21 protein-coding genes and 1 pseudogene are annotated in these 24,985 nt (G+C 61.1%); 8 read left to right on the forward strand and 14 right to left on the reverse strand.

The window, feature by feature from the left end; all coding sequences use genetic code 11:
• Positions 1–12: 12 nt before the first annotated feature.
• The 8 genes and pseudogenes from fabI to I2H38_RS03510 all read right to left on the reverse strand — a co-directional run bounded on the left by fabI (position 13) and on the right by I2H38_RS03510 (position 7,910).
• On the reverse strand, positions 13–819 hold the full coding sequence (gene fabI, locus I2H38_RS03480; protein ID WP_196270391.1) for an enoyl-ACP reductase FabI: 807 nt from the start codon (positions 817–819) through the stop codon (positions 13–15).
• Positions 816–3,173 carry a DUF3141 domain-containing protein gene (locus I2H38_RS03485; protein ID WP_196270392.1) on the reverse strand — a complete coding sequence of 786 codons (2,358 nt, stop codon included), beginning with the start codon at positions 3,171–3,173 and terminating at the stop codon, positions 816–818. The genes fabI and I2H38_RS03485 overlap by 4 nt, the downstream gene beginning before the upstream one ends.
• Before the next feature lie 32 nt (positions 3,174–3,205).
• A complete protein-coding gene (locus tag I2H38_RS03490; RefSeq protein WP_196270393.1) occupies positions 3,206–3,721 on the reverse strand; it encodes a hypothetical protein in 516 nt (171 codons plus the stop codon).
• Between the two features lie 16 nt (positions 3,722–3,737).
• Positions 3,738–4,946: an acetate/propionate family kinase gene (locus I2H38_RS03495; RefSeq protein ID WP_196270394.1), complete on the reverse strand. Its 1,209-nt coding sequence runs from the start codon at positions 4,944–4,946 to the stop codon at positions 3,738–3,740.
• Positions 4,947–4,949: 3 nt separating this feature from the next.
• Positions 4,950–5,927: a phosphate acetyltransferase gene (locus I2H38_RS03500; protein WP_196270395.1), complete on the reverse strand. Its 978-nt coding sequence runs from the start codon at positions 5,925–5,927 to the stop codon at positions 4,950–4,952.
• A gap of 113 nt (positions 5,928–6,040) precedes the next feature.
• Positions 6,041–6,808, reverse strand: coding sequence for a bestrophin-like domain (locus tag I2H38_RS03505; RefSeq protein ID WP_196270396.1), 768 nt, complete (start codon positions 6,806–6,808; stop codon positions 6,041–6,043).
• Between the two features lie 118 nt (positions 6,809–6,926).
• Positions 6,927–7,022: pseudogene (locus I2H38_RS20815) on the reverse strand (shikimate dehydrogenase); the annotation flags it as partial.
• 108 nt (positions 7,023–7,130) lie between these two features.
• The gene (locus I2H38_RS03510; protein ID WP_196270397.1) at positions 7,131–7,910 is read right to left on the reverse strand and encodes a helix-turn-helix domain-containing protein; all 780 of its coding nucleotides are present in this window, start codon (positions 7,908–7,910) and stop codon (positions 7,131–7,133) included.
• Positions 7,911–8,055: 145 nt separating this feature from the next.
• Here I2H38_RS03510 and I2H38_RS03515 point away from each other — a divergent pair, with 145 nt between their 5' ends.
• Both I2H38_RS03515 and I2H38_RS03520 read left to right on the forward strand, forming a co-directional pair.
• Complete coding sequence (locus tag I2H38_RS03515) at positions 8,056–8,499, forward strand: FixH family protein (protein WP_196270398.1); 444 nt, start codon at positions 8,056–8,058, stop codon at positions 8,497–8,499.
• A gap of 10 nt (positions 8,500–8,509) precedes the next feature.
• A complete protein-coding gene (locus I2H38_RS03520; RefSeq protein ID WP_196270399.1) occupies positions 8,510–9,775 on the forward strand; it encodes a cytochrome-c peroxidase in 1,266 nt (421 codons plus the stop codon).
• 270 nt (positions 9,776–10,045) lie between these two features.
• On the opposite strand, the gene ctaD is transcribed toward I2H38_RS03520, so the two are convergent.
• From ctaD to I2H38_RS03545, 5 genes are all read right to left on the reverse strand, one after another.
• Entirely contained in the window at positions 10,046–11,665 is a 1,620-nt protein-coding gene (gene ctaD, locus I2H38_RS03525) for a cytochrome c oxidase subunit I (RefSeq protein ID WP_196270400.1), read from the reverse strand.
• Between the two features lie 646 nt (positions 11,666–12,311).
• Positions 12,312–13,238, reverse strand: a complete 927-nt coding sequence (locus tag I2H38_RS03530) for a succinylglutamate desuccinylase/aspartoacylase family protein (protein WP_196270401.1) — start codon at positions 13,236–13,238, stop codon at positions 12,312–12,314.
• Positions 13,239–13,362: 124 nt separating this feature from the next.
• On the reverse strand, positions 13,363–14,178 hold the full coding sequence (locus I2H38_RS03535; protein WP_196270402.1) for a sugar phosphate isomerase/epimerase family protein: 816 nt from the start codon (positions 14,176–14,178) through the stop codon (positions 13,363–13,365).
• A gap of 9 nt (positions 14,179–14,187) precedes the next feature.
• A complete protein-coding gene (locus tag I2H38_RS03540; RefSeq protein WP_196270403.1) occupies positions 14,188–15,237 on the reverse strand; it encodes a LacI family DNA-binding transcriptional regulator in 1,050 nt (349 codons plus the stop codon).
• Positions 15,238–15,307: 70 nt separating this feature from the next.
• Positions 15,308–16,498 (reverse strand): glycoside hydrolase family 88 protein, encoded by a 1,191-nt coding sequence (locus tag I2H38_RS03545; RefSeq protein ID WP_196270404.1) that lies wholly within the window; start codon positions 16,496–16,498, stop codon positions 15,308–15,310.
• 146 nt (positions 16,499–16,644) lie between these two features.
• Here I2H38_RS03545 and I2H38_RS03550 point away from each other — a divergent pair, with 146 nt between their 5' ends.
• The 6 genes from I2H38_RS03550 (at position 16,645) to kduI (ending at position 23,778) form a co-directional block, all read left to right on the forward strand.
• Positions 16,645–17,610 carry a carbohydrate ABC transporter permease gene (locus tag I2H38_RS03550; protein ID WP_196270405.1) on the forward strand — a complete coding sequence of 322 codons (966 nt, stop codon included), beginning with the start codon at positions 16,645–16,647 and terminating at the stop codon, positions 17,608–17,610.
• Positions 17,603–18,469, forward strand: a complete 867-nt coding sequence (locus I2H38_RS03555; protein WP_196270406.1) for a carbohydrate ABC transporter permease — start codon at positions 17,603–17,605, stop codon at positions 18,467–18,469. Before I2H38_RS03550 ends, I2H38_RS03555 begins: the two co-directional genes overlap by 8 nt.
• 42 nt (positions 18,470–18,511) lie before the next feature.
• Positions 18,512–19,606: an ABC transporter ATP-binding protein gene (locus I2H38_RS03560; protein ID WP_196270407.1), complete on the forward strand. Its 1,095-nt coding sequence runs from the start codon at positions 18,512–18,514 to the stop codon at positions 19,604–19,606.
• Between the two features lie 45 nt (positions 19,607–19,651).
• The gene (locus tag I2H38_RS03565) at positions 19,652–20,938 is read left to right on the forward strand and encodes an ABC transporter substrate-binding protein (protein ID WP_196270408.1); all 1,287 of its coding nucleotides are present in this window, start codon (positions 19,652–19,654) and stop codon (positions 20,936–20,938) included.
• A gap of 84 nt (positions 20,939–21,022) precedes the next feature.
• Positions 21,023–22,885 (forward strand): DUF2264 domain-containing protein, encoded by a 1,863-nt coding sequence (locus I2H38_RS03570; RefSeq protein ID WP_196270409.1) that lies wholly within the window; start codon positions 21,023–21,025, stop codon positions 22,883–22,885.
• A 53-nt stretch (positions 22,886–22,938) separates the two neighbouring features.
• Positions 22,939–23,778, forward strand: coding sequence for a 5-dehydro-4-deoxy-D-glucuronate isomerase (kduI, locus tag I2H38_RS03575; RefSeq protein WP_196270410.1), 840 nt, complete (start codon positions 22,939–22,941; stop codon positions 23,776–23,778).
• A gap of 152 nt (positions 23,779–23,930) precedes the next feature.
• On the opposite strand, the gene I2H38_RS03580 is transcribed toward kduI, so the two are convergent.
• Complete coding sequence (locus I2H38_RS03580; RefSeq protein ID WP_196270411.1) at positions 23,931–24,191, reverse strand: hypothetical protein; 261 nt, start codon at positions 24,189–24,191, stop codon at positions 23,931–23,933.
• Positions 24,192–24,985: the final 794 nt, after the last annotated feature.

Below are 24,985 nucleotides of genomic sequence, written 5' to 3' on the forward strand. Positions count from 1 at the left end.
CGCGACGCGGCGTCATGCCATGATGCTGAGGCCGCCATCCACGTAGACCGTCATGCCTGTGAGCCGCCGCGCATAAGGTGTCGCCAAATAGGCGGCGGTGAGCCCGACATCCTCGATGTCCACAAGCTCGCCGATGGGGGCCCGTTCGCTCGCCTCGGCCAGAAGGAGATCGAAATCCTTCAATCCCGACGCCGCGCGTGTCTTGAGCGGTCCCGGAGAAACCGCGTGGACCGTGATATGCTTGCCGCCCAGCTCGTAGGCCAGATAGCGGACGGCACTCTCCAATGCTGCTTTGACCGGACCCATGAGGTTGTAATTCGGCACCACCTTGTTGGCGCCGTGATAGCTCATGGCGAGCAGGGTGCCCCCCTTGCCCATCAGGGGCTCGGCCAATCGGGCCATGCGGATGAAGGAATGGCAGGAGATGTCCATTGCGACCTTGAACCCCTCGGCGGAGCTATCCACGAGCCGGCCTTGCAAATCGTCCTTCGGCGCGAAGGCAATCGAGTGAAGGGCGATGTCGAGGTTTCCCCATTCGCCCTGCATGCGCTGGAATACGGCTTCGAGTTCGCCTTCCTGGCCGACATCGCAGGGAGCAAAGATCGATGCGCCGAGTTCCTTGGCGAGCGGCTCCACATGGGAGCGGGCCTTCTCGTTGAGATAAGTGACGGCGAGTTCCGCGCCGAGCCTGCGAAAGACCTTCGCGCAGCCATAGGCGATGGAATGTTCATTCGCGATACCAAGGACCAGCGCGCGCTGCCCTTGCAGGATCTTTGTTTCCTTGGGCAGAAGATCGGTTGGCCCCCCGTTGTCATTCATTGGCGCGCCCTCGCGCGCTTGGCTGCGCGAGCGCGATGGGAGCTCTCCCGCTTTGGCGTCCGCATGGGATGGGCCATTGCGGTTCTTGCCTGAACCGTGCCTTCGCCGCCAAGAAGATGCCGGAATTCGCCAAACAAGGCGATCTGGCCAGGGGTGGCTTCAATCCTGGTTGCGAGGCGCTCGAAAATGGAGAGCGCGCTTTCGCGATCTTCAGGTGTGTGAAGTAGCTTCGGCAGTGCCTCCAGCGCCTGTTGGGGCTGATAATCGACGATGTGGGATTGCTCGCGAATGATCTCGCGCGCCAGGTCTTCGGGCATGTCCAAAAGTCCGACATCCTCTCCTACAATCTCGCGCATCTGCTTCATCGTGGAAAGCCGACGCTGGCCGAAGCCAATTTTTCGCAGAAGGAGAGCCATACGCACGATGGCCTTCGTGCGGCCGCCTTCGTCGATGTGGGCCAGCGCTTCGCGAACGGCTTGGCTCTGTGGGAGTTCGCCCGCTGCGGCAGATGCGGCGGCGTCTTCGCTTCGCGTGACCAGGCTCGCGGGAGCATAGGTCTTGAAGAACGTATTTTCCACCGAGGCGTCGCGCAGCTCCCTGAATAAATCCCAGGAGGCAGATGTCATGGTCGCCAGCCAATGTTCCACACCGGCGGCGGGCCCGTTTGCCCCGTGCGGCGTTCTGTTGGCCTGGACGAATTCCGCCCACGTCTTGAGGGGCAGCATGAACGGATTGAGATCCGAGATCGCCCAGCGCTGAACCCGCTGCGGATGAAGGCTCCGCGCGATCTTGGCCGCTGCCGGCGTAACCAGGGGGGAAATCGCGGGATGAGCGAATTGCTCATAGAGAGACGCGTTCACCCGCGAGGCCTCAGCCACTGCTTCGAAGGGAACCTCATCCTTGCGATGGTACTTCTGCAAGGCTTGAAGGTCTTCGACCCGCCGCTCCTTCAAGAGGACGTCATATTGGACATGGCCGTCGACCTGCCGCTCCTCGACCTGCATTCCGTAGAGGCCCGGCGGCAGATGCTCAATGTATTCGATCAGATCGACAATCTGCGCGTGCTCGCGCTTTGCGACCTGACCGGACACAAAGATCCCCAGATGCCCGACGCTGCGATGCATCAACCCGACAATCACTTGCCCATTGGCCTTGAGCGCTTCCGTCGTCGGATAGAGGTCGGCGACCCAGTTGAACGCCTGTTGCGGCGGCGTGATGTTGTCGCCGAGAGAGGCGAAAAGAATGATCGGCGACTTGATGTCCCTCAAGTCGTAGGCGCGACCTTCCGACCATTCCGCCTTTCCCGTTGCTAGCTTGTTGCCGACGAACAGGTTCTCGACGATCCACGTGATTTCGTCCCGCCCCATCAGGAAAAAGCCACCCCACCAGCGCTCGAATTCCAGAAAGCGCTGAGGCTCCGTATCGATCTTCGAAAAGAGATTGTAATATTTGTCGAAGAACGTGTTTGCCGGATTCAGGTACTCGAAATTGTCGACGAGGTAGGCTCCGTCGAAGATGCCGCCGCCGAGATCGCTCGCGAGGAGAGCAGGCCACGTGCCGCCGAGAATTCCTCCCGCATAGCGCATCGGATTTTCGCCGTCGTTGCCGGCCCAGTAAGACATCGGCGCGCCGTTGATGACGATGGGGCCCGGAAGCTCCGGGTCGAGCGCGCCGATGAGCATGGCGGCCCAGCCGCCTTGGCAGTTGCCGACGATTACGGGTTTGCGCGTCTCGGGGTGACGCTTCCTCACGATCCGGAGGAACTCGGCCTCCGCGCGCGAGACGTCGGCCAGCGTCTGTCCCGGCATGGGCTCGGGAAAGAAGATGACGAAATAGACCGGATGACCGGCCGCGAGCGCGACGCCGACCTCGGAATCCTGCTTGAAGCCGCCAATACCGGGGCCGTGCCCGGCGCGTGGGTCGATGATCACGAAGGGACGCCGATCGGGAGCGGTCACAACGCCCGGCGGCGGAATGATCCGCACAAGCGCATAATTGACCGGCTGTTCGAAGGTGCGCGCATCGGCCACCATCTCCCAATCGAAGTGGAGGAGGGGAGGTTTTCCGGCCTTCTCATGCTCGATCCAGTTGTTGCCGCGTTGGCGAAGCGTGTCCCAGAACAGAACCGAGCGTTGACCGAAATCGAGCCAATAGGAGCCCACGTCTTGCCAGAACTCGAGCGGGGTCATTGAGGACGTCATCGCCTCCGACCAGGTTTGGCTTGCAGTGGTCGCCGCATCTCCATAGCGTTGAAACGCCGCCTGCCACCGGTCTTGAAAGACCTCTGCGATCTTGTCCTGCACCTGGGGGAGACCAAGGTGGGACGAGGAGGTTTTCAATTGCGATTTTGCCATATCCGGTCTCCGTCGCGGGTCGCCGATCTCTCTCAAAATTTCTTCTTTTCACCCCAGCTTAGGAAAAAACCGACATCGCCGGGCATTCCGCCGGGCCATTCGATGATCATGGCCTTGAGCTGGTAGCCTGCCGGTTTGAGCTGATCCCGCCATAGTTCGAAGGCCTGGCGGGGACGGCCGGTCAGCGTATCCGGCCACTCGGGATCGGCGTTGTTGATCGCCCGGCCGTGATCGGAACAAAGATCAACCGGGAAGCGCATGACCATCAGCTCCGTCTCGCTGCGTTGAGCCGCGGAGCGCAGCTTGTGCAACAAGTTCTGGCCGATTTCCTTCAGACGCTCAGGCGTGAGGTCGACGGGCTGGGTCAAGGTCTTGGTCAAATCCTGGCGTGCCTTCGAGGCACGATCCATAGAGTCGACCGCCTTGGATGCGCGCGCCATTTGCATCTCGGTCATGTAGTTGCGCAGATCCGTGGCGGACATGAACGTTTCGTCACCAAGAGCCTGTTCAGCGTGCGGCTTGTCGCTCTGCGTCTTCAGCGTTTCCATGTCGAAACCTCCTTGTTCAAGATGCCAGCCGATGCCGCGTCGCACTCAGCACCTGTCTCATCTGCCTTGCGACGACGAGTTCCTCGTTGGTGGGGATGATCCATGCGGTTGGAGCGGACCCTGTTGTGATCAGCGACGCGTTCGAGCGATTGGCGGCGTCATCCATTCCGAGCCCGGCCCAAGTGAGGCCCGCTAGCACGGCGGCGCGGGTCTCCGCGTCGTTCTCGCCAATGCCGGCCGTGAAAACGAGCCCGTCGATTCCGCCAAGCGCCGCGATCAAGGAGCCGATCTCGCGCGTAATCCGATAGACGAACAGGTCGATGGCCCGTTTCGCGTCCCGATTGGCCGGGGCGAGAGAGCGCAAGGTGCGCATGTCGTTGGAGATGCCGGAAACCCCGAGAAGGCCCGACTTGGTGTAGAGGATTCTCTCCGCGTCGTTGGCGCTCAGCTTCATCTCGCGCAACATGTAGAACACAATTCCGGCGTCGATCGCGCCGCATCTCGTGCCCATCGGCAAACCATCAAGGGCGGAGAAGCCCATGGTGGTGGCAATGCTCTTGCCATTCTTCAGCGCGCACAGGCTTGCGCCGTTGCCCAAATGGGCCACGATGACCCGACCGGCTTGAAGTCCGGGATCATAATCCGCCAACACGGACGCGATATAGTCGTATGAGAGGCCATGAAAGCCGTAGCGCAGCACGCCGTTCTCCGTCATCTCATGAGGAATGGCGAAGAGTTGCGCGATCTCTGGCTGAGAGCGATGAAAGGCCGTATCGAAACACGCGATCTGCGGAATGTCAGGCGTGCGGCGGAGAAGAATGCGGATCGGCTTCAGGTTGTGTGGCTGATGAAGCGGTGCGAGCGGATTGAGCTTTTCGAGCTCCTCCAGGATCGCCTCAGTCGCGAGAACGGGGCCGTCGAAGGACTTTCCGCCGTGCACGACCCGATGTCCGACCGCTCCCAGCTTGTACCCGGCGCGATGCGCCTGCATCCACGCGACAAGCTCGATGAGCGCCTCCTCATGCCCAAAGGTCTCGCCGCCCTTCCAGGTCTTGTCCGCCACGACGGTTCCGCCGCAATCCTTCACGAGGAAATGCGGTGATGCGCCGATACCCTCGACCATTCCGCGATAGATGACCTTTGGGTCGGGAGAACTCGAGGGATCGAAGATCTGGAACTTGAGGCTCGATGAACCCGCATTGAGGACGACAAACACGGAGGACATCGGTCAAACCTCCGGAAGCGTGAGCTTGGCGCGTTGCGTATCCGCGATGAGCGAAGCGACGGCACAGGAGGCGAGGCGGGTGATCTTCGAGTCCGCACGGCTGGTGAGGATGATGGGAACACGAGCGCCGAGAACGATCCCGGCGGCATCGGCATCGGCGAGAAATGTCAGGCTCTTGGCGAGCATATTCCCGGCTTCGAGGTCCGGCACGACGAGGACGTTGGCCTGGCCAGCAACCGGAGAATTGATGTTCTTGATACGGGCGGCGCCAAGATCGATCGCGTTGTCGAGGGCAAGCGGCCCGTCGAGAATCCCCCCGGTGATCTGGCCGCGATCGGCCATCTTGCAAAGGGCCGCCGCCTCAACAGTCGAGGGTATTTTGGGGTTGACGGTCTCCATTGCCGACAGGATCGCGACACGAACCTGCTCGATCCGCAACGCGTGGCCGAGGTCTATGGCGTTTTGGACGATATCGATTTTCTCTTCGAGAGTCGGCGCGATGTTGATTGCCGCGTCGGTGATGATCAGCGGGTCGTTATGGCCCGGAACATCCATCACGAAACAATGGCTGATCCTGCGCGCGGTCCTTAATCCTCCCTCACGTCGAACGACGGCGGCCATGAGCTCATCCGTGTGGAGGCTGCCCTTCATGAGGGTTTCGGCCTTGCCCGCACGAACGAGGTCGACCGCCTTCTCGGCCGCAGCATGACTGTGCGGTGCGTCGATGATCGTCAGTTCGGAGATGTCCCTTTTCAACTCCTTGGCGACAGCCAAAATCCTGTCTCGCGGTCCGACAAGGGTGGGCTCGATCAGACCCAACTCGAACGCCTCGATGACCGCATCAAGCGACGAGGCGTCGCAAGGATGTGCCACGGCAACCTTGAGCCTCTGCAACGAGCGCGCAACGCCGACCAATCGCTCATATTTCTCGTGGCGGCGCGTCGGCACTGCTGCCTCTTTGGCGGAGGCATGAAGGGGCATGGTCCATTCTCCCGGATTCCTGCCCCGGTTAACACTTGACGCGGCGCTTTGTTTCAGGCCCGGATCCCGCCGGGTGGGCTTATCTGGGGGCCGCCTCGGGGCGCGGCGGTGTCCTATCTGTCCATGGACGCCCGCAGATCAAGGAGCGGCTGTTGGTTTTCGAGGATCAGGCCTTGCCTGGGTTCGTGGAGATCAAGCGTCAGGATGATGACCGCTACGATCAAGGCGGCAATGACCGTCGTTGCGCCAAGGGCGCGATAACCCGCGACGCCGCAGCTATACCCGATCAAGGCCATTGCCACGAGGGCCAGAAGCCCCAGCACAATGAAAACCTGTCTCGGAATGCGGTTGGCGAGGGCTGCCTGCCGCTCTCCATAGGTGTCGATGAGCGTGTTGATCGACGCGGCAAATAAAGCCATGCTTGGCGAGCGGTCCTGAGCGGCGCCTTCGATGACGGCGTCCCATAGCTTCTTCATGAGAAGCTCGGTTTCTCGCGTTACATCGCTCCCGTTCGTCTGCCCGCCCAGAACACGCAACTCTGTGTACCGGCGCAGATTGGCCTGCACGCCGGCCCTTAGGCTTTCGGGCAGGAGACGCGCGCGGAGAAAGGCCGTCCCGATTGCGTTGCTCTCCTTTACGACGAGTTCGCGGCGCGCCTCGTATCGCGTCATGGAGGCGGAATAGGTGAAGCCGAGAAAGAGCGCCAGCAACCCAAGCACTGACGCCTGGAGCGATCCGATCTCAAGCTTGGCGGGATCGCGCGATGCGCGCTCAAGGCTCCGCCCACGCCTAAAGCCAAGCTCAAGCGCAATCAGCAACGGCGCCAGCATGAGCCCAGACAGCAGCCATATTGGAAGACCGAACAGCCAATTGATGCTCATGGGGGCCTCGGCATCCGACTTGCTTCGTCCTGCTTAAGTTGCCTTAGGTTCCCTTACCCGTACAGAGCTTATGTCGGTTGACCGCCTTTTGTGCTTTGTTGAGACAAAATTCCAGGACTCACACTTCATCGAAGTGACGGAGCATGCGTGCGGCGTCCGGCTCCAGCCCGGTGAAGTGTCGGAACGCGCCGGCTGCCTAGAAGACAGCCATGCCGAGAATTCGTGAGTTGATCGCGACCGCGTGACGATGGCAGGGTCAAGGAACCGTTCGGACGGAGGCGTGTCCGGTACCCGCATCCATCCCGACACTAGGTGATCCCGGTTAACGGGCAGGCGCCTGTATCAGGCGCAGCGAGGCCGCTGGGAGGCCGAACATCCGGCGGAAGGTCCGGCTGAAGTGCGCGGAATCCGCGAACCCTGCCTCGTGCGCCGCGGTCGTGAGGGATGACCCGGCAGCGGTCCACTCTACCGCGAGCATGAGCCGCCGCCAGAGCACGTACGTTCGGAAGGGCAGGCCGATCTCGGCGGAAAAGAGATGGCTGAAGCGGCTTTCCGAGAGACAGGCAATTGCCGCCGCTTCGGCAAGCTCGACCCGGTCACGGAGGCGCGGGACGAGCCAAACAAGCATTCGGGCGATCCGCGGGTCGAGCGGGCTCGGCGGCAGGGCTTCGCCGACGGCGTTCTCCAGGATCTTCCTACCGATCGCCTCGATCGCCCCGTTGTCCGGCTGCGGGTTCGTCCAGATGCCCATGAGTCCGGCCAGCGCGTCCTCTAGGCGCGCAATGTCAGGGCAAGTCACCGGGGCCCCATTCATCTGTTGCATCAGCGCGGCGCCGGCACGGCTCTCCGGTTCCACGAAGACAAGCGCGATCTTGCCCTCGGGCTCGAACTCGTGCGGCACGTCCGGTGCGACGAACACGGCAGGACCTTCCGTGCGCCCGTCCTTCGTCCGGATTGCAAAGCGACCACCTGCCGAGAGGGTGAGCTGGATGGCGTGATGGGCGTGTAACCCACTCGTCGGCCCTTCACCCCGGCTCGGGGGGACGTCAAAGGTCCAAAGGCTGGCGCCCTCCCATAGCACGATCCTGCCCACGATGCTCATGCGTTTCCCCGGCAATTCTTTGCGTGTGCGAGCCACGACGATAGGCGGCGCTTCGGACGAAGTCAGCAGCTTTGTTCAAGCGCCGCGCCTGCCCGGCGCATAGGTTGCGCCCCTTTCACGGCCCCCGCCGTACAAAGGAACCGATATGCTGACCTACACCACACGCCGCGCGCTCCTGCTCGGTATCCCTGTTCTCCTTCTAGCCAGCGGCGTCACCGCCGGCGTGATGATGCGCTCCGTTCCCGAGAATCTCGATCTCGCGCTCGACAAGGCGACGGCAGCAGGTCTCTACAGGGCCACCATCGCTCCGGATGCCGCGCCCATTGTCGTTGGGGCGATGCAGGCCTGGACCGTGACGGTGAGGACTCCCGCCGGCGCTCCGGTGAAGGCCGCCAAAATCGGGATCAATGGCGGCATGCCGCAGCATGGCCATGGCCTGCCGACGTCACCCCAGATGACTGCGGACCTGGGCGGCGGCCGCTACCGGATCGAGGGCATGAAGTTCAACATGCGCGGCTGGTGGACGCTCGATCTCGCCATCGACGGCCCTAAAGGGACTGACACCGTCACGTTCAATCTTATGCTCTGAGGCGGGCGCGATGCGAAGAAGGGCATACCTTATCCCATTCATCTTGCTCGGGGCCGGAATCCTCGCAGCCGGACTCCATGCCGCGTCCGGTCCGGCCGTGCGTTGGACGGAGGAGGAGCGCGCCACGATCCGGTCACTCGCGCTGGACGACTTGCCGCCCCTGCCGGCGGAGCCTTCGAACAGGTTGGCCAACGATCCCCGGGCGGCGGAGTTCGGCCGCGCGCTCTTCTTCGACACCCGGCTCAGCGCCGATGGCAGGGTCGCCTGCGCCACCTGCCATAACCCTGAGCGCCAGTTCCAGGATGGGACGCCGCTCGCGCGGGGCGTCGGCGTCACCAACCGGCGCACGATGCCGATTGCGGGAACGGCCTATAGTCCGTTTCTGTTCTGGGACGGACGCAAGGACAGCCTGTGGTCGCAGGCGCTGGGCCCGCTGGAAAGCCCGGTCGAGCATGGCGGAGACCGAACGCAGTATGGCCACATCGTCGCTGAGCATTACCGCACGTCTTACGAGGCGGTGTTCGGGCCGTTGCCGAACATGGGCCATCTGCCGCCCCATGCCGGTCCCGTTGCCGATCCGGATGCGACCGCGGCATGGAAAGCCATGCCGGAAGCGGACCGAGAGGCGGTGAGCCGGGTCTTCGCCAATATCGGCAAGGCCATTGCCGCTTACGAGCGCACGATCCGTCCGCCCGTGACGCGGTTCGATACCTACGCATCCGCTCTCGGCTCCGGCAGCGACGTTGGGATCCTGAGCGCGGATGAAATCGCCGGGCTCCGTCTGTTCATCGGCAAGGGGGCTTGCGTGACCTGCCACAATGGCCCGCTCCTGACCGACAATCACTTCCACAACACAGGTATACCTGCTGTTCCCGGACTGCCGGAGGACCGCGGTCGCGAAGCCGGCGCCAAATTGGTTCGGGAGGATGCGTTCAACTGCCTGGGCAAATACAGCGATGCGGGCGAGGGCGACTGCTCGGAGCTGCGCTTCATGACAGCGCAAGGGCCTGAGCTCCTGCGCGCCTTCAAGACCCCGTCGATGCGCGGTGTAGCAAGCCGGCCGCCTTACATGCATGCCGGCCAGATCGGCACGCTGGCGGAGGTGGTGGCACACTACAGCACCGCCCCGGCGGCTCCGGCCGGGGACAGCGAGATTCGTCCGCTGAACCTGAGCGAGACTGAACTGCGGCAATTGATAGCCTTCCTGGCGACCTTGGAGCCAAGGGAAACGGAAGGCGAGGGCCCCAAGGGTTCCGAAAACCTCCCGCACCCCTAACCCGACAGACAGGGACGGGCCGCGAGACATGCGGTCTCGCCGGATAAGCTGCTTTGCCCATGATCAGTCGCGGGCCCTCCTGACCCAGGTGGCGGCCGCTGTCGCTCTCGCGCCGACCGCGTCCCTGGCCGCGCCGCCCGATCCGCGCGCGATGGCGATGACGCTAACACACCTGGATGTCACTGGTGGAGGCCTGTAGCTCGACGTCGATTGCCCGGTCCGCCACAGAGAGGATTTCCTTGCGCCCGGAGGGGCCGGTTCGGCGACGAGCTATGCGTGTTCCGTATCCGCGATGCGCGGCAGGGTGTTGAACTGGTGGAATGGAGGCGGTGAGGACAGGGTCCATTCGAGCGTCGTTGCGCCTTCGCCCCAAGGATTGGCTCCAGCCTGCTCCTTGCGGATGAAGGCATAGATCACACCGAAGATGAAGACGAGAAGACCGAAGGCGAAGATATAGGAGCCGATCGAGGAGACCCTATTCCAGCCAGCGAAGGCATCCGGGTAGTCAGCGATGCGGCGCGGCATGCCGGACAGGCCGAGAAAATGCTGCGGAAAGAACAGCAGGTTGGAGCCGATGAAGGCGATCCAGAAGTGCAGCTTGCCGATCCATTCCGGGATGATGTAGCCGGTCATTTTGGGGAACCAATAATACATGCCGGCGAAAATCATAAAGACCGCGCCGAGCGACAGCACGTAGTGGAAGTGCGCCACCACGTAGTAGGTGTCGTGCATGTACCGGTCGACGCCTGCATTCGCGACCACGATGCCGGTAACGCCGCCGATCGTAAAGACGAAGATAAAGCCGACGGCCCAGTGCATGGCAGCGGTGAACCGGATCGAGCCACCCCACATGGTCGCGATCCACGAGAAGATCTTCACGCCTGTCGGCACCGCGATCACCATGCTCGCGAACACGAAATAGGCCTGCGTCTGGAGCGAAAGGCCGACCGTGAACATGTGATGTGCCCATACGACGAAACCGACGATGCCGATTGCGACCATGGCGTAGGCCATGCCGAGATACCCGAAGATCGGCTTCTTGGAGAAGGTGGAGATGATGTGGCTGACGATGCCGAAGGCCGGGACGATCATGATGTACACTTCGGGGTGGCCGAAGAACCAGAACAGGTGCTGGTACAGGATCGGATCGCCACCGCCCGAGGGGTCGAAGAAGGTGGTGCCGAAGTTGCGGTCCGTCAGCAGCATGGTGACTGCGCCCGCGAGAACCGGCAGCGAGAGCAGCAGTAGGAACGCGGTGACGAGCATCGCCCAGGCGAAGAGCGGCATCTTGTGCAGCGTCATGCCGGGAGCCCGCATGTTGAGGATCGTGGTGATGAAGTTGATCGCCCCCAGGATCGAGGCCGCACCGGCGAGGTGGATTCCCAGGAGCCCGAAGTCCACGGCTGGCCCCGGGTGACCGGCTGTCGAGAGCAACGGGTAGAGTGTCCAACCGGTCCCGGCGCCCAGCGAACCTGGCGCTCCCTCGACGAAGAACGAGCAGATCAGCATCGCGAAGGCCGAAACCGTGAGCCAGAATGAAATGTTGTTCATGCGCGGAAAGGCCATGTCCGGTGCGCCGATCATCAGCGGCACGAACCAGTTACCGAAACCGCTGATGAGAGCCGGCATGACGACAAAAAATATCATGATGAGGCCGTGGCCTGTCACGACGACGTTGAAAGCCTGCGGATTGGCGAAGAACTGCAATCCGGGCTCCTGGAGTTCCAGGCGGATGAGGATCGAGAAAGTGGCGCCGACCAGGCCCGCGATGAAGGCAAAGATGAAGTAGAGGGTGCCGATGTCCTTGTGGTTCGTGGAATAGAACCACCGCCGCCAGAAGGTCGGATAGGAACTGGTGTCGACAGAATCGGCAGGCGTCGCTTGGGCCATGACGGCGCTCCTGACAACGTCCCCCGGTCAGAATTCTGGAATTCCGTTGGTCACGTCACCAATTGTTCCATGTGCTATTCATCACCGTTAAGTCTCTATAATTCTATGTTCAGCACTCGGGAAGGCAATACGCGCCACAAAGATCCTCCGTGAGCGGTGCACCGGCGCGATGCGACCCCGAAAGAGCCCCCCGCGTTTGCGACCTGATGCCGAGGGCAGCTTGGCTCGACCAGTTTCAGGCTGAATTCTCAAATTTCATGATGTTGCCTCAATCACGGGAAACCATTTTAGGTGCGCGAGAGGGAGGTAACTATGGTGACTTCTTCATGGACTTTTGAGGCTGTTCAATCGCTCGTAGCCCTCGCCAAAGAGGGTGTTCCAGCCTCGGTCATTAGCCTGAAATTGAAACGTTCTGTCGTTGAGGTCCGGGCGAAGCTCAATGACCTGGGTATCGTTCCTCCAACAGAGGCGTAGCCGGGGCGGTTGCCTGTCTTGATCATATAAGGATGACCTTCGCGGGGGCATGGCGGACAGGCTTGCGCCAGCAAGCCTGGGATGCGTGGGAACGTCGCTTAAAGTCAGTGCGAAGAGGATCAACCCCCGCCGCAGAGAGCGTTGTCAGGGCGGCGTGGGTGGTTGGCGGGGCTCAATACGGTGTCCCCACGCCGAGCAGCGCCTCGCCGCTATTCACTGAAAGGCTTGTGAGCCGATACAGAATAATCCCCGCCTTCTCGGAGCGAATTGTTGCCAGCACCTTTCCGAAGGGATCTTTGATCTCGCCAAGGACATCGCCAATGGCGACGGCTTCGGAGATTTCTTTCGCGGAGTACCACAATCCGTCGACAGGTGCGGGCGGAACCCACATCGTGACGAAAAGGGGAGACTCCGGGGGTGATGGCTTCGCCGGCTCAGGGATCATGCCAAGATAGTGCATGACGCGTTCGATCCCCGCCGTCATTTCCGCGACGGTGTCCTCGCCCCAAAGGCCGTTCCCGCTTACCTCCGGCAAGATGCTCGGAACGCCAACTTTATAAGCCGCATTGATGGTATATCCTTCGCCGCCGGCGGCAATCGCGATCGGAAGGCCAAAGACCGTTGCGAGTGCCTTGGATTTCTCGCAGTTGCTTGGAAACAGTGTGAAAGGTGTGAGAGATTCATCGAGATCTCCACCATGAAGATCGAGATATGCGTCGGCGTTGGGATAAACGCTCGACACGAGCCAGTTTGCCAGACGCTCGCTGGTGGTTCCATCGGGCCTGCCCGGGAACATGCGATTTAGATTTTTCCCATCCTCCGGCATCACATAGATGCTTCGTTTGCGGAAACCCTGCACGTTGAGAATGGGGAGAACGACGAGTGTTCCCTTGATCTGCTCGGGTTTCATTTGGAGCAGTCGGATGGCTGTTTCGATAGAGCAGAATTCCGAGCCATGGACGCCGGCCGTCACCAGAAGGCAGGGGCCGGGCTCCGATCCTTCAATAATGCCGAAGGGGATCTCCACATCGGAAATCGGTTGAAGATAGCCATGCTCCACGCGGGCCTGCCCCGTGCGAAAGGGCGGAAGTGTCTTCATGGTTGTTGATCCATTCAAGAGAGAGGTTGAGGCCCCATGCACAAGGAGCGGGCAGGTCGAGCAGGAGACGAATTTGTATGCCGTTGCCGTGCTGCATGTCGATATCGACGATCGCGACCTGACGCTATCGGACGTTCCCGTCTCGAGTCTTTCTGGTCGTCATCGTTTGTTCCGCCAATAGGCGTGACAGAGTCGCGGCGTCTTCCTCAAATCTGCTCAGATCATCGTGAGCTACGAATTCCAGGAACGCGTAGCGCGGCCCTGGAAAGCAGCTCGGAGGCATCGCTTGAAGAAGCTCGCACCAGTAGTCCTCTTGGTCGGCCAGTGGAAAGCGGACCCGGCTCTCATCCCACGCGAAGACATGAATATGGGAGATGCTGGTGCCGAGGCGGCCGATTTCGACTAAGGCATCTCGAAGAGGAAGGCCGGGCCGGGGCTGCCAGCAAAGATACACGTTGCGGTGCGCGATTTCATCCATCAACCGCGCCGCGCTGTCGGTATCATCCGTGAGAGAATTGGGGTGATGCTCCAGGGAAATCGATACGCCGTGACGGGCCGCTTCTTGTGCCATGGCATTGATCGAGGCGGCGGTCCGCGACCGCTCCTGAACCGAATATTCCGAGGAAGGACGTCCTCGTGTTCCGGGCCAAATCCGAATGTTGATGGCGCCCAGTGCGGTCGCTGTTCCAAGCGCACTTTCAAAATTGGCCATGTCCGAAGAGGGAGGATCTACGTATGAGCCGTAAGACGCCGGCAAGAGTCCTGCCGCCCGGGTCCACGCACCCACGGATCGCGCCGTCTCCACCTGTCTCGGCGGTACATGGATGTCGCCGCCCCACTCGATGGCCGTCAGATGCGCTTTGCGAGCGGCGCCAATGATGGAGGCGGCTTTAAGATGTCGAAAGGTGACCGAGCAAAGCCCTGGGGAGAAGCTCGTCACGAAATGCTCTTACGCGGGTTGCGTCCGCGGAGGACCGACGGTCGCGCGCTCGATCAACGGTACGGCCATCGCAACGCGGCGAGGGCTGGTGTTGGGATTGGCAATCTGTTCCATCAGCATCGCAATTCCCTGACGCCCCAACTCAACACGATCGATCCTCATCGTGGTTAGCGGCGGACGGCTGTGCAGCGCGATCGTCATATCGTCGAAGCCGATGACGGAGTAGTCGGATGGAACCGACAGGCCGCGCGCCTCGAGCGATTGCAGGACGCCTAGCGCAATGATGTCGGTGCTGCAAAGAAAAGCCGTCGTTTCTTTGAGGCGACCACTTTTGAAAGCGCGATCGATCGCTATGCGGGTTTCGAAATCCGCAACCTTTTCCTTGTCGAGGTCGATGACATGACGATCGGGGTCAAAGGTTATTCCGACGCTCTCCATCGCATCCCGGAAGCCGTCGAGGCGCCGACGCAGCGACAACCTGAGTGGAAGAGTGATGTAGACAATCTCGCGATGGCCAACCTCGAGGAGACGCTGCGTTGCCAACCAGCCTGCGAAACGGTTGTCCGGCGAAATGCTGCTTAGGCGCATGGTCGGATCAAGCCCGTTGATGATGACAGCTGGAACACCGCTCGCCACGACCTGTTCCACGATGGCGGGTTGGTCGAGGCCCAAAAGCAGGATCGATCCGGGTAACCCATTGCGAAAAATGTCGGAAACGTCGACTTCCGCTCCAGGCCCGTCGGAGGGGAGAAGTCGCACATCCGTGTCGAGCGAACGCGCGTCGGCTTCTTCCATGATCCCCTGAAAGATCTCTTCGTAGAATTGGCTGTCCGAGAAATAGCGCGAAAGCGTGACGATCGTGACGCTGTTGACCGCTGAACGAGAGGCGCGGCCAGCGCGGCCGAGATAGCCGAGTTCTCCGGCGATATCGAGGACACGACGCCGGCTTTCCTCGCTGACGCCGGGGCGATTATTCAGAACCTTCGAGACCGACGCAACGGAAACGCCTGCCGCTCGAGCGATATCGTGAAGGGTCGGCATCGCGGGCTTATGATCCATCGCTTCAGTCTATCGTTATGGCTGCGGCGTAACAATTGCGGCGTCCGATTGGACTTTCTGAATCCGCCCTCTACCAGAAAAACTGCGTGTGGCCCAAGGAGCGCATCAGGGCCTCCATGAAATAATAGTCGCCGTAAGGCAGCATTGTGTCGGCAAATCCCGCTTTCACATGGGCTGCCCCATGGTTAAGCAGGCCGTGGGCCGCGGGATTGGTTGTGAGATCGCAGGTCGCCAGCAGACCATCCAGCAACCTATCGCCGAAGGCGATCCAGCGCGCGGCCTCGTCGCCCGAAGTCAGGCTGGCGATGATGTAGACGCCCGCCGCCATGATGGCGCCGGCCGAGCTGTCGCGAAAAGCCGGAGTGCCTTCGGTGATGCCGTAATCCCAGACAGGTACTGAATCCGCGCCCATGAGGACCTCTGCCCGGGCTGCGAGCCTGCGGGCGATGTCGAGAGTGTCCTTGTCGCCAGTGGTCAATGCGCTTTGAGCAAAGCCATGGATCATCCAGGCGTGCCCGCGCGACCAGCAGGACTCGTCGGCAAACCCCTGATGGGTTTCGCCGCGCAGCGGAGCCCCCGAAACGGCATCGAAGACGAAGGTATGATAAGTCGTATCGTCCTCACGGATCAGATGTCTGGCGACCGTTGCGGCGTGCGCCATTGCCACATCGCGAAAATCGGCATGCCCGGTTTCGCGATGGGCCCAGTGCAGCAGGGCGAGATTCTGCATGGTGTCGGCAATTACCCGTCCAGCCACGAACTCTGCACGGGAACCACCCTGGGAAGGGCGGGGATTCCAAGCCTGAAGATATTGGCCTTCGTGGCGGAACCGGGCCAACAACGCCTCCGCCGCCCGCAATCCGAGCTCCCGCGCCTCAGATGAACTCGTCATCAGCCAATCTGCCACGCAGCTCAATGAAAACTGGAACCCTAGATCGTGATCCCGCGCATGGCGGTTTTGAAGGATCTGGCGAAAGACAGGGCGACGCGCCCGGGCCGCATTGAGAAATACGGGATCGCCTGTGAGCTGAAGCGCCAGCCACAATTGGCCGGATTGAAAGCTGACAACCCAGTCGAAGGGCCCGCAATAGTTCCAGGTCAAGTCCGGGCGGCCGATCTTGGGATTTCTCAACCCGACAATCGGCATCACCTCCCGAAGACGGTCGAGGCAGCGCTCCAGCGCTTGTTGGTATCGATCGGTCGAACGGGTCGCCCCGGTCCCGGTGAGACCACCAAAGTAGGAATCCAGCTGAGCTCTCATGGGTCCATCCGAAATTTTCGATATTTTTCCAATCAAACGAAAGTTTCGTCAATATATAAATTTTCGGTTGACATTTTTTCGTGCCATCAGCAGGCTATACGGCAATAAAAAAGAAAATCGGAATGGGCCTTGCGTAGGGAGGGTTCATGGAGGCGCGATATCTTCGCGAGGATGCGGGTCGCATCGCGACTGCGGCCGATCGCCTGGCGGCGAACCGTCATGAACGCGGTTCCTTCCTGCGCTATCAGTTCGCGTCCTACAGTTTTCTTCTCCCCTGGCTCATCGGCTTCCTCGCGCTGACACTCGGCCCGGCGCTGAGTTCGCTCTATCTGTCGTTCACAGACTACGATCTCGTGGACACGCCGTACTGGGTCGGCATCGCGAACTATTCTCGTATCGCAAGTGACGATCCGCGCTTTTGGAAGGCGATGCAGGTCACCTTCACCTTTGTGGTGCTCTCGGTTCCATTGAAGCTCGCTTTCGCCCTGGCCGTTGCCGTTGCTCTCAACAAGGGATTGCGGGGTCTCACATTCTTCCGGGCCGTTTTCTATTTGCCTTCCCTGATCGGTGCGAGCGTCGCGATTGCCGTGCTCTGGCGCCAGATTTTTGCCGGCGACGGATTGCTCAACCGACTGCTGGCTAGCGTCTTCGGTTACGAGGGGCCAAGCTGGATCTCGACGCCGGGAACGGCCCTCTACACGCTCGTTCTCTTGGCCGTTTGGCAGTTCGGCTCGCCGATGATCATCTTTCTCGCGGGTCTGCGCCAGATTCCTCAGGATATGTACGAAGCTGCGAGCATCGATGGGGCAGGGGCGCGGCGTCAGTTCCTCAAAATCACGCTGCCTCTGCTCACACCGGTCATTTTCTTCAACGCCGTCATTCAAACGATCGATGCCTTCAAGGCGTTCACGTCGGCCTTCGTCATCAGCAACGGCAGCGGCGGCCCTATCGACAGCACGTTGTTCTACACGCTCTACCTTTACCAGGAAGCCTTCGTGAATTTCCGCATCGGCTATGCGTCGGCGCTGGCCTGGGTGCTTGTGGTGATCATCGGTATTTTCACGGCGCTGTCTTTCTTGTCGGCACGCTTCTGGGTGCACTACGATGACTGACGCCGTGACGCCATCGATCTCAAGGGAGCGTTCCCACGCAACGCGCGCATTCCTCTATGCGGGTCTGATCGCAATCACTTTCGCGATGCTTTACCCGCTGCTGTGGATGGTTTCGAGTTCATTCAAACCCGACAACGAGATCTTTTCGTCCTCGTCTCTGATCCCTGAAGTCTTTAGCCTCGATGCTTACAGCAGAGGCTGGAATGGGCTGAGCGTCAGCTTCGGCCGCTTCTTTCTCAATTCGCTCTTCATCGCGGTGCTTTCGGTCGTTGGCAATCTTGCATCGTGCTCGCTTGCTGCTTTCGCCTTCACGCGCCTGCACTTCTTCGGGCGAAACTTTTGGTTCGCCCTTATGCTCGGGACGTTGATGATGCCCCAGCACGCCGTCCTGATTCCGCAATATGTGCTGTTTCTCAATCTCGGATGGGTAAACACGATCTTGCCCTTGGTCGTGCCGAAGTTCCTCGCCATGGACGCATTCTTCATCTTTCTCATGGTGCAGTTCTTCCGTGGCATTCCGCGCGAGCTTGACGAGGCGGCGACGATGGATGGCTGCGGTCCCTGGCGGATCTACTTCAAGATCATCCTGCCGTTGTCGATACCCGTCCTCGCGACGGCGGCTATCTTCTCCTTCATCTGGACGTGGGACGACTTCTTCGCTCCGCTGATCTACCTGAACGATGCCGACAGCTACACGGTGCAGCTCGGTCTGCGCACCTTCGTGGACTCGAGCGGCCAATCGGACTGGAGCGCGCTCTTCGCCATGTCGACGCTGGTCGTGCTGCCGGTCTTCGTCCTCTTCCTTTTCTTCCAACGCCTTCTCATCGAAGGCATTGCGACCACGGGGATGAAGCGTTGATGACAGATCCATTTCACCCGCTGAACACTCGAGATAAGACCGATGACTAGTCTCGTTCTCGATAAGATCGTCAAACGCTTCGGGTCGGTTGACGTCATCCATGGTGTCGACCTCGACATCAGAAGTGGCGAGTTCGTCGTCTTCGTCGGGCCGTCGGGCTGCGGAAAGTCGACGCTTCTGCGAATGATCGCGGGGTTGGAGTCGATCTCGGAAGGTCGGCTGACCATCGGAGGGCAGCGCATGAACGAGCGCGCCGCTGCCGATCGCGGTATCGCCATGGTGTTCCAGTCCTATGCGCTCTACCCCCACATGAGCGTTTACAAGAACATGGCGTTCGGTCTTGAGACCATCAGGATGCCCAAAGCCGATATCGAAGTCCGGGTGCGCAAGGCTGCCGAGATTCTGCGGCTTACGGAGTTGCTCGACCGCAAGCCGAGACAGCTCTCCGGCGGCCAGCGTCAGCGCGTAGCCATCGGCCGGGCCATTGTGCGCGAGCCCGACATTTTCCTGTTCGATGAGCCGCTTTCCAATCTCGATGCGGAACTGCGTGTTCAGACACGGGTCGAAATCGCCAAGTTGCACGCTGATCTCGGCGCTACGATGATCTATGTCACACACGACCAGGTCGAGGCCATGACCCTCGCCGACCGGATCGTCGTTTTGCGCGCCGGTCGTGTTGAGCAATTCGGGCGTCCACTCGACATCTACAACAAGCCCGCCAACCGGTTCGTCGCAGGTTTCATCGGCTCGCCGAAGATGAACTTTCTCGGCGTGAAATCACTTGGGATGCGCCCGCATGGCGTCGCCGTCGATTTGGCCGGGCGGGAGCTTATGACGCACGTGGCGGCTGACAGAGCCGTCCCCACCGCCGTCAATGAACCTCTTACACTCGGGGTGCGGCCCGAGCACATCGTCATCGGCTCCGGTGACGGATTGCAGCTGGGTCAAGTCCGCGCCGAGCATGTGGAACATCTTGGCAGCCAGACCCTCATCTACGGCAAGCTGACCGATGGTCAGAATATGACCATCGTTTGCGACGGACAGAAGCGCACGCATGTCGGCGACGTCGTGGAGGTGAGTGTCGCTCCGTCGCTTTGTCATCTGTTCGATACGAACGGGAGAACGCTCACACTCTGACTGCACCGATTCATGAAACGCCGCTGACAAAAACGGGAGGAAACCATGATCAGCAGACGTCACCTGATGCAACAAGCCATGGCACTCGGCGCCGGTGCCTTGGCCTCGCAGATTCCTTTCATGTCGGCACAAGCCGCCGATGCGGCCCTCCGCCTGTATTGGTGGGGCTCTCCGGATCGCTCGAAGCGCACCCTGGATGTCGCCAAGCTCTTCGAGCAATCGCACCCCGGCGTCACGGCCACGGGCGAGGCCGTGGGTGGTGACTATTGGACGAAACTCGCGACCATGCTCGTCGGCCGCAACCTGCCCGATGTCATCCAGTTCGAGCCGACCACGCTGCCGGATTACTACCGTCGCGGCGCCATGTTGCCGCTCGACAGCTACCTTGGAAGCGCAATCAAGACCGACAAGTTCGGCCCCGGCGTTCTTGATCTGGCACGTGTCGACGGCAAAGTTGCCGGCATTGCACTCGGCATCAATTCATTCTCCATGTTCTATGACACAGAGGCCTTTTCGAAAGCGGGCCTCGCGCCTCCATCCGCAAAGACCACGTGGAAGGAATTTGCCGATCTTTCGGTCGAGCTGACAAAAGCGATGGGCAAGGATCGCGTCTGGGCTTCGCCGAATGCCTCGCGCTACAACTACGTCTTCGATGTCTGGCTGCATCAGCGCGGAAAGAGCCTGTTTACGGAAGACGGCCAGCTTGGTTTCACCGTCGATGATGCCAAGGAGTGGTATGACTATTGGGAAACGCTGCGGCAGCGCGGCGGCTGCGTGGCCCCGGACGTTCAGTCGCTCGACCAGAGTCTTATCGACTCGAACCCCTTGGCCCGCGGCAACAGCGCGATGTCCTTCGCATATTCGAACCAGCTCATCGGCTATCAATCCGTGCTCAAGCCGAAACTCGGGATCACAAGCTATCCGGTCACAAAGGCTGATGGACCCTCAGGGCTCTATTATCGGCCCGCGCTGATCTGGTGCATCGGCAAGACCAGTAAGAACCCCGACGCCGCCGCGGCCTTCATCGATTTCTTCGTGAACGACCCGGAAGCTGGGAAGATCCTCGGGGTCGAGCGCGGCGTCCCCGTGAATCTCGACATCCGTGGGGCGGTGGTGCCGCTCGTCGACGAGGTGCCGCGCATGACGATCGAATACGTCAATGCGATTGCCAACCGTGTCGTCCCTTATCCGGCGCCGGTGCCAAAGGGAGCCACGGAATTCGACCAGATGGTGATGCGGCCGGTCGCCGACCAACTCGCCTTCGGGCAGCTCTCCGTGGTGCAGGCGGCCGAGCGTCTCATCTCGGAAGGTAAGCGCGTCATCCGCTCCTAAGCTCGGTATCCGGCGCGGCATTCGTGCCGCGCCGCCCTCTCGCGTTCACGCCGACGCTGCATTGGCACGGCGAAGGAATGTGCCATGTCCGTCTTTACCCCGCCCGCCGGCCTCTTCAATCCTCTCGCGGATAATCCTTGCCGGACCAGAGAAGATGTCGAGAAAGCCTTACAGGCGCTCGTGCGGCCTCTGGATCCCTTCCGCTCCCCCGGCGGAGCTCGTGTTCGGCTCGGGGCGAGTGCCGCCCATTTCGACCTGACGGCGGCTGATTTCGAAGGCTTCGCCCGGCCGCTCTGGGGGCTTGCACCCGCCGCGGCGGGTGGTGCGACATGGATAGATTGGGAGCCGGTCGCGCGTGGTCTTGCTGCGGGCACTGACCCCGAACACCCCGAGTATTGGGGCCCGGTCGGGGACAAGGATCAACGCCTCGTCGAACTCGCCGCCATCGGGCTGACTCTCCGGCTGGCCGGCGAGCACGTCTGGCAGCCGCTTTCCGACAAGCAAAAGCGCAACGTGGCAGATTACCTTCTGGCTGCGCGCCCGAAGGAATATGCCGACAACAATTGGAAGTTCTTCCGCCTGATGGTCGATTTGGGCCTGAAGGTGGTCGGTGTTCCGTTCGATCCAGAACCCTCGAATCGTTTCCGGGAGGAGATCGACGCCCTCTATCTCGGTGACGGCTGGTATCGCGATGGCTCGCCGCGCCATGTTGATCACTACATTCCGTTCGCATTCCATTTCTACGGTCTGATCCTCGCGACGCTTGATGACGATCCGCGCAACGAGCGTTTCCGTGAGCGTGCAAGGGCTTTTGCAGCCGACATCTCCCGCTGGTACGCGGATGACGGAGCCGCTCTCGTTTTCGGGCGCTCGATGACCTACCGGTTCGCAACAGGCGGCATTTGGGGCGCAATGGCCTTCGCGAGCGAGGAAGCGCTGCCCTGGGGTGTCATCAAGGGTTATTATCTGCGCCTGCTGCGCTGGTGGACGCGTCGGCCGATTGCAGATCGCGATGGCGTCCTGTCTATCGGCTACACCTACCCGAACCTTCTGATGTCGGAGAACTATAATTCGGCCGGCTCTCCCTATTGGGCGCTCAAGGCCTTCCTGCCTCTCGCGCTGTCGGCGGATCATCCGTTCTGGAGTGCCGAGGAACTTCCATGTCCAACCCGGTCGACGCCGAGGGCTCTGCGCCATCCTGGTATGGTCGTCTCCAATCCGCCGGGCGATTCCATTGCGTTGTCCTCGGGCCAGCAGAACCTGACAATGCGCTTTGGCGCGGAGAAATACGCGAAGTTCGCCTACTCGGCCCGGTACGGATTCAGCGTCGAGAGCGACGAACGCCGCTTCTTCGATGCCGTTTTCGATGGCGCCATCGGCTTCAGTGATGACGGCAGGCATGGGCGGACGCGCGAGACCAACGAGATCGCGCTCATTGCAGACGATACGCTCTACGCCCTCTGGCATCCGTTTCCCGATGTCGAGGTCGAAAGCTGGGTGTACTGGGCCGAGCCCTTCCATGTCCGCGTGCATCGGGTTCGCACGCCGCGCCCCTTGCACACGATCGAAGGCGGCTTTGCGGTGGCGCGGGAGGACGGCATCGTGCCAATCCTGGACCAGGAATCGGGACGGGCTCTCGCCGAGACGAGAACCGATCTGTCGGCCATCGTCGATTTGGGATCGACTGTGAAAAGGACCGGGCGCGCTCACCGGGCTCCGCCCAACACCAACCTGATCGCCGCGAAGACAATCGTGCCGCAATTGCTGGGCCAGATACCGGCGGGCGAAAGTCTGCTGGTCTGCGCGGTCATTGCGCAGGGCAATCCGACGACCGTGCGAGATGCGCTGCGGAACCTGCCGCCTAACCCCGATGTGGCGGCGCTCAAGCACTTGATGGCGGAGAGCGGTGTCTCCGTTACAGCGATGACCGGTGCCGCCGATTGCTGATGCGTCCGGCGGCAAAACCATTTCACTTTTGATGCAGTCAGAACGGAGCAACTATGGAAGTGCGCCAAGCCATTCATCACGAGCAGGCGGAAACGCTCGATACGGAGGGGTTGCGTCGACATTTCCTCATCGAGGAAGTGTTCGCGCCCGGGGAAATCCGTGCAACGTACACGCATTACGATCGCCTGGTCATTCTCGGAATTTCACCGCTCAAAACACCGCTGACCTTCGGGCCTGAGTTGGCACAGATTGCCGGTGTATCCGATTTCATGGAGCGCCGGGAACTGGCTCTGATCAACATCAGCGCGGGGGCTGCCCGCGTCTCTGTCGACGGGCAGAGCTTCATCGTCGAGAACGAGGAAGCGCTCTACATCGGAAGGGGCGCGGCCGATGTTTCCTTCACCTCCGTGGATCCCGCCCGTCCGGCGAAACTCTATGCGGTGTCGGCGCCCGCACATGCCCGTCACCCTCATCGCAAGGTCACGAAGAAGGAGGCTTCGCCGCAGCCGGTTGGCACGGCGGAGGCTGCCAACAAGCGCACCATCAACAAGTACATCCACGCCGACCTGCTGCCGACCTGTCAGCTCATGATGGGCCTGACCCGTTTCGAGCCCGGCAGCGTGTGGAACACGATGCCTGCCCATACCCATGATCGCCGCACGGAGGCGTATCTCTATTTCGATATGCCCTCAGATCGTCTCGTCATTCACTTGATGGGCCGCCCGTGTGCCACGCGCCATCTGATCGTGCGCAATGAGCAGGCAGTGCTATCGCCGCCCTGGTCGATCCACAGCGGCAGCGGCACCGGTTCCTATGCTTTCATCTGGGCCATGGCGGGAGATAATCAGTCGTTCACCGACATGGACTTCGTCCCGATGGAAGCACTGAAGTGATCCGCACGCAATCGTAGACGCGGCGAGGTTCATCGGAGGGCGATCTGGTTCAAATGAGCGTCAGCGCCCCTCCGACCGGGAAGGGCGGCGCCGTTTTCAACGTCCCTTCGATCAGAGCATGAAACAACCCGGATGCCGGTTCGCGATCCGCGTTACCGGCCCCCTGTGGAGTTTCCGAAAGTGTCTGTGAGGAAACGGCAGAAGCGGGCGGCGGGAACCAGCGCGGCGACGGACGCGAGAAGGATCAGAACCAGAATTTGGACGGCGTCCAGATCGCCATAGCTCAGCGGCTTGGTCAGGTCCGCCTGCAGGGAGGCCGATCGCTGGCCGAGAGTGTCCATTGCGCCCTGTTCGCCGACAAAGATCGCGGCCACGATCATCAGGACAGTCGCCGGGATGATGAGCGCCGTCAAAGGATTATCCCCGGCGAATGACAACACTCGCCGCACAAGACGGGATGTGACTTGCTTCACTGAACTGCCCCAACGAGATCAATATTATTTGTCTCATCGTCCCTAAGCCTGGCCGCACACCCCTGGCAACCCGCCGGGGGGAGGACATATTGACCGGCCCGCCTCGGTGCGTTCGCGCATTGTGAGTTTTCAAACAGCAAGCGCCTTTGGGCTTGGGGCAGAAAAAGCCCCAAGCCTTGAAAGCAATCGAGGGTGGCGCGACGTGCGGTCCGGCTCGATGATGGCAATGAGATGTGAGAGCCGGCTGGCACCTCGCGTACGGTTCTTTTAGGCGGACAGGCGGCGTTGGCTCCAACAGCTGCCCGTGGCGGACACCGTCTGCGAGAGACGGGCGGCCCCGGACCAACCTGAGCCCTCGGCACAGCCTGGGCCTCCCGCCGAATGGGGTTGCGTACCCCCACTCGCGGGACCGTGCCCGACCCCACAATCACGACGCCTCGCGAGCGCGCCCCTCGGTGGGTCGGGACAGGGAGGAAGATGGCTGATATTGGGAATATTGTCAAGAACAAAATAAGAACATTCTGTTCTTGCGCTCTCCAACCGCACCCGCCGCCGTCATTCCGGGACGCCACAGGCGAACCCGGAACCCATACCCGCTAACAATCCCGAAAGGGACGCGGCACTTGTTGCGGGCATCCAAGCTTCGATTTCCGCGGGGGGGCGTGCCTTGACCATTTTCCTAATCGAAGTTTCGTTGCACCGTTTAAGTGCAAGAATCATTTTTTCCCGCGCTG

It is taken from the genome of Microvirga alba (genome assembly GCF_015694465.1).
GTDB classification, from domain to species: domain Bacteria; phylum Pseudomonadota; class Alphaproteobacteria; order Rhizobiales; family Beijerinckiaceae; genus Microvirga; species Microvirga alba.

Coding starts and splice junctions, on each gene's coding strand:
- kduI (WP_196270410.1), top strand. CDS start 22,939: ATGGAAGTGCGCCAAGCCATTCATCACGAGCAGGCGGAAACGCTCGAT.
- I2H38_RS03520 (WP_196270399.1), top strand. CDS start 8,510: ATGCGAAGAAGGGCATACCTTATCCCATTCATCTTGCTCGGGGCCGGA.
- I2H38_RS03495 (WP_196270394.1), bottom strand. CDS start 4,946: ATGTCCTCCGTGTTTGTCGTCCTCAATGCGGGTTCATCGAGCCTCAAG.
- I2H38_RS03485 (WP_196270392.1), bottom strand. CDS start 3,173: ATGGCAAAATCGCAATTGAAAACCTCCTCGTCCCACCTTGGTCTCCCC.
- I2H38_RS03545 (WP_196270404.1), bottom strand. CDS start 16,498: ATGAGAGCTCAGCTGGATTCCTACTTTGGTGGTCTCACCGGGACCGGG.
- I2H38_RS03515 (WP_196270398.1), top strand. CDS start 8,056: ATGCTGACCTACACCACACGCCGCGCGCTCCTGCTCGGTATCCCTGTT.
- I2H38_RS03510 (WP_196270397.1), bottom strand. CDS start 7,910: ATGAGCATCGTGGGCAGGATCGTGCTATGGGAGGGCGCCAGCCTTTGG.
- I2H38_RS03565 (WP_196270408.1), top strand. CDS start 19,652: ATGATCAGCAGACGTCACCTGATGCAACAAGCCATGGCACTCGGCGCC.
- I2H38_RS03505 (WP_196270396.1), bottom strand. CDS start 6,808: ATGAGCATCAATTGGCTGTTCGGTCTTCCAATATGGCTGCTGTCTGGG.
- I2H38_RS03555 (WP_196270406.1), top strand. CDS start 17,603: ATGACTGACGCCGTGACGCCATCGATCTCAAGGGAGCGTTCCCACGCA.
- I2H38_RS03540 (WP_196270403.1), bottom strand. CDS start 15,237: ATGGATCATAAGCCCGCGATGCCGACCCTTCACGATATCGCTCGAGCG.
- I2H38_RS03570 (WP_196270409.1), top strand. CDS start 21,023: ATGTCCGTCTTTACCCCGCCCGCCGGCCTCTTCAATCCTCTCGCGGAT.
- I2H38_RS03500 (WP_196270395.1), bottom strand. CDS start 5,927: ATGCCCCTTCATGCCTCCGCCAAAGAGGCAGCAGTGCCGACGCGCCGC.
- fabI (WP_196270391.1), bottom strand. CDS start 819: ATGAATGACAACGGGGGGCCAACCGATCTTCTGCCCAAGGAAACAAAG.
- ctaD (WP_196270400.1), bottom strand. CDS start 11,665: ATGGCCCAAGCGACGCCTGCCGATTCTGTCGACACCAGTTCCTATCCG.
- I2H38_RS03560 (WP_196270407.1), top strand. CDS start 18,512: ATGACTAGTCTCGTTCTCGATAAGATCGTCAAACGCTTCGGGTCGGTT.
- I2H38_RS03550 (WP_196270405.1), top strand. CDS start 16,645: ATGGAGGCGCGATATCTTCGCGAGGATGCGGGTCGCATCGCGACTGCG.
- I2H38_RS03530 (WP_196270401.1), bottom strand. CDS start 13,238: ATGAAGACACTTCCGCCCTTTCGCACGGGGCAGGCCCGCGTGGAGCAT.
- I2H38_RS03490 (WP_196270393.1), bottom strand. CDS start 3,721: ATGGAAACGCTGAAGACGCAGAGCGACAAGCCGCACGCTGAACAGGCT.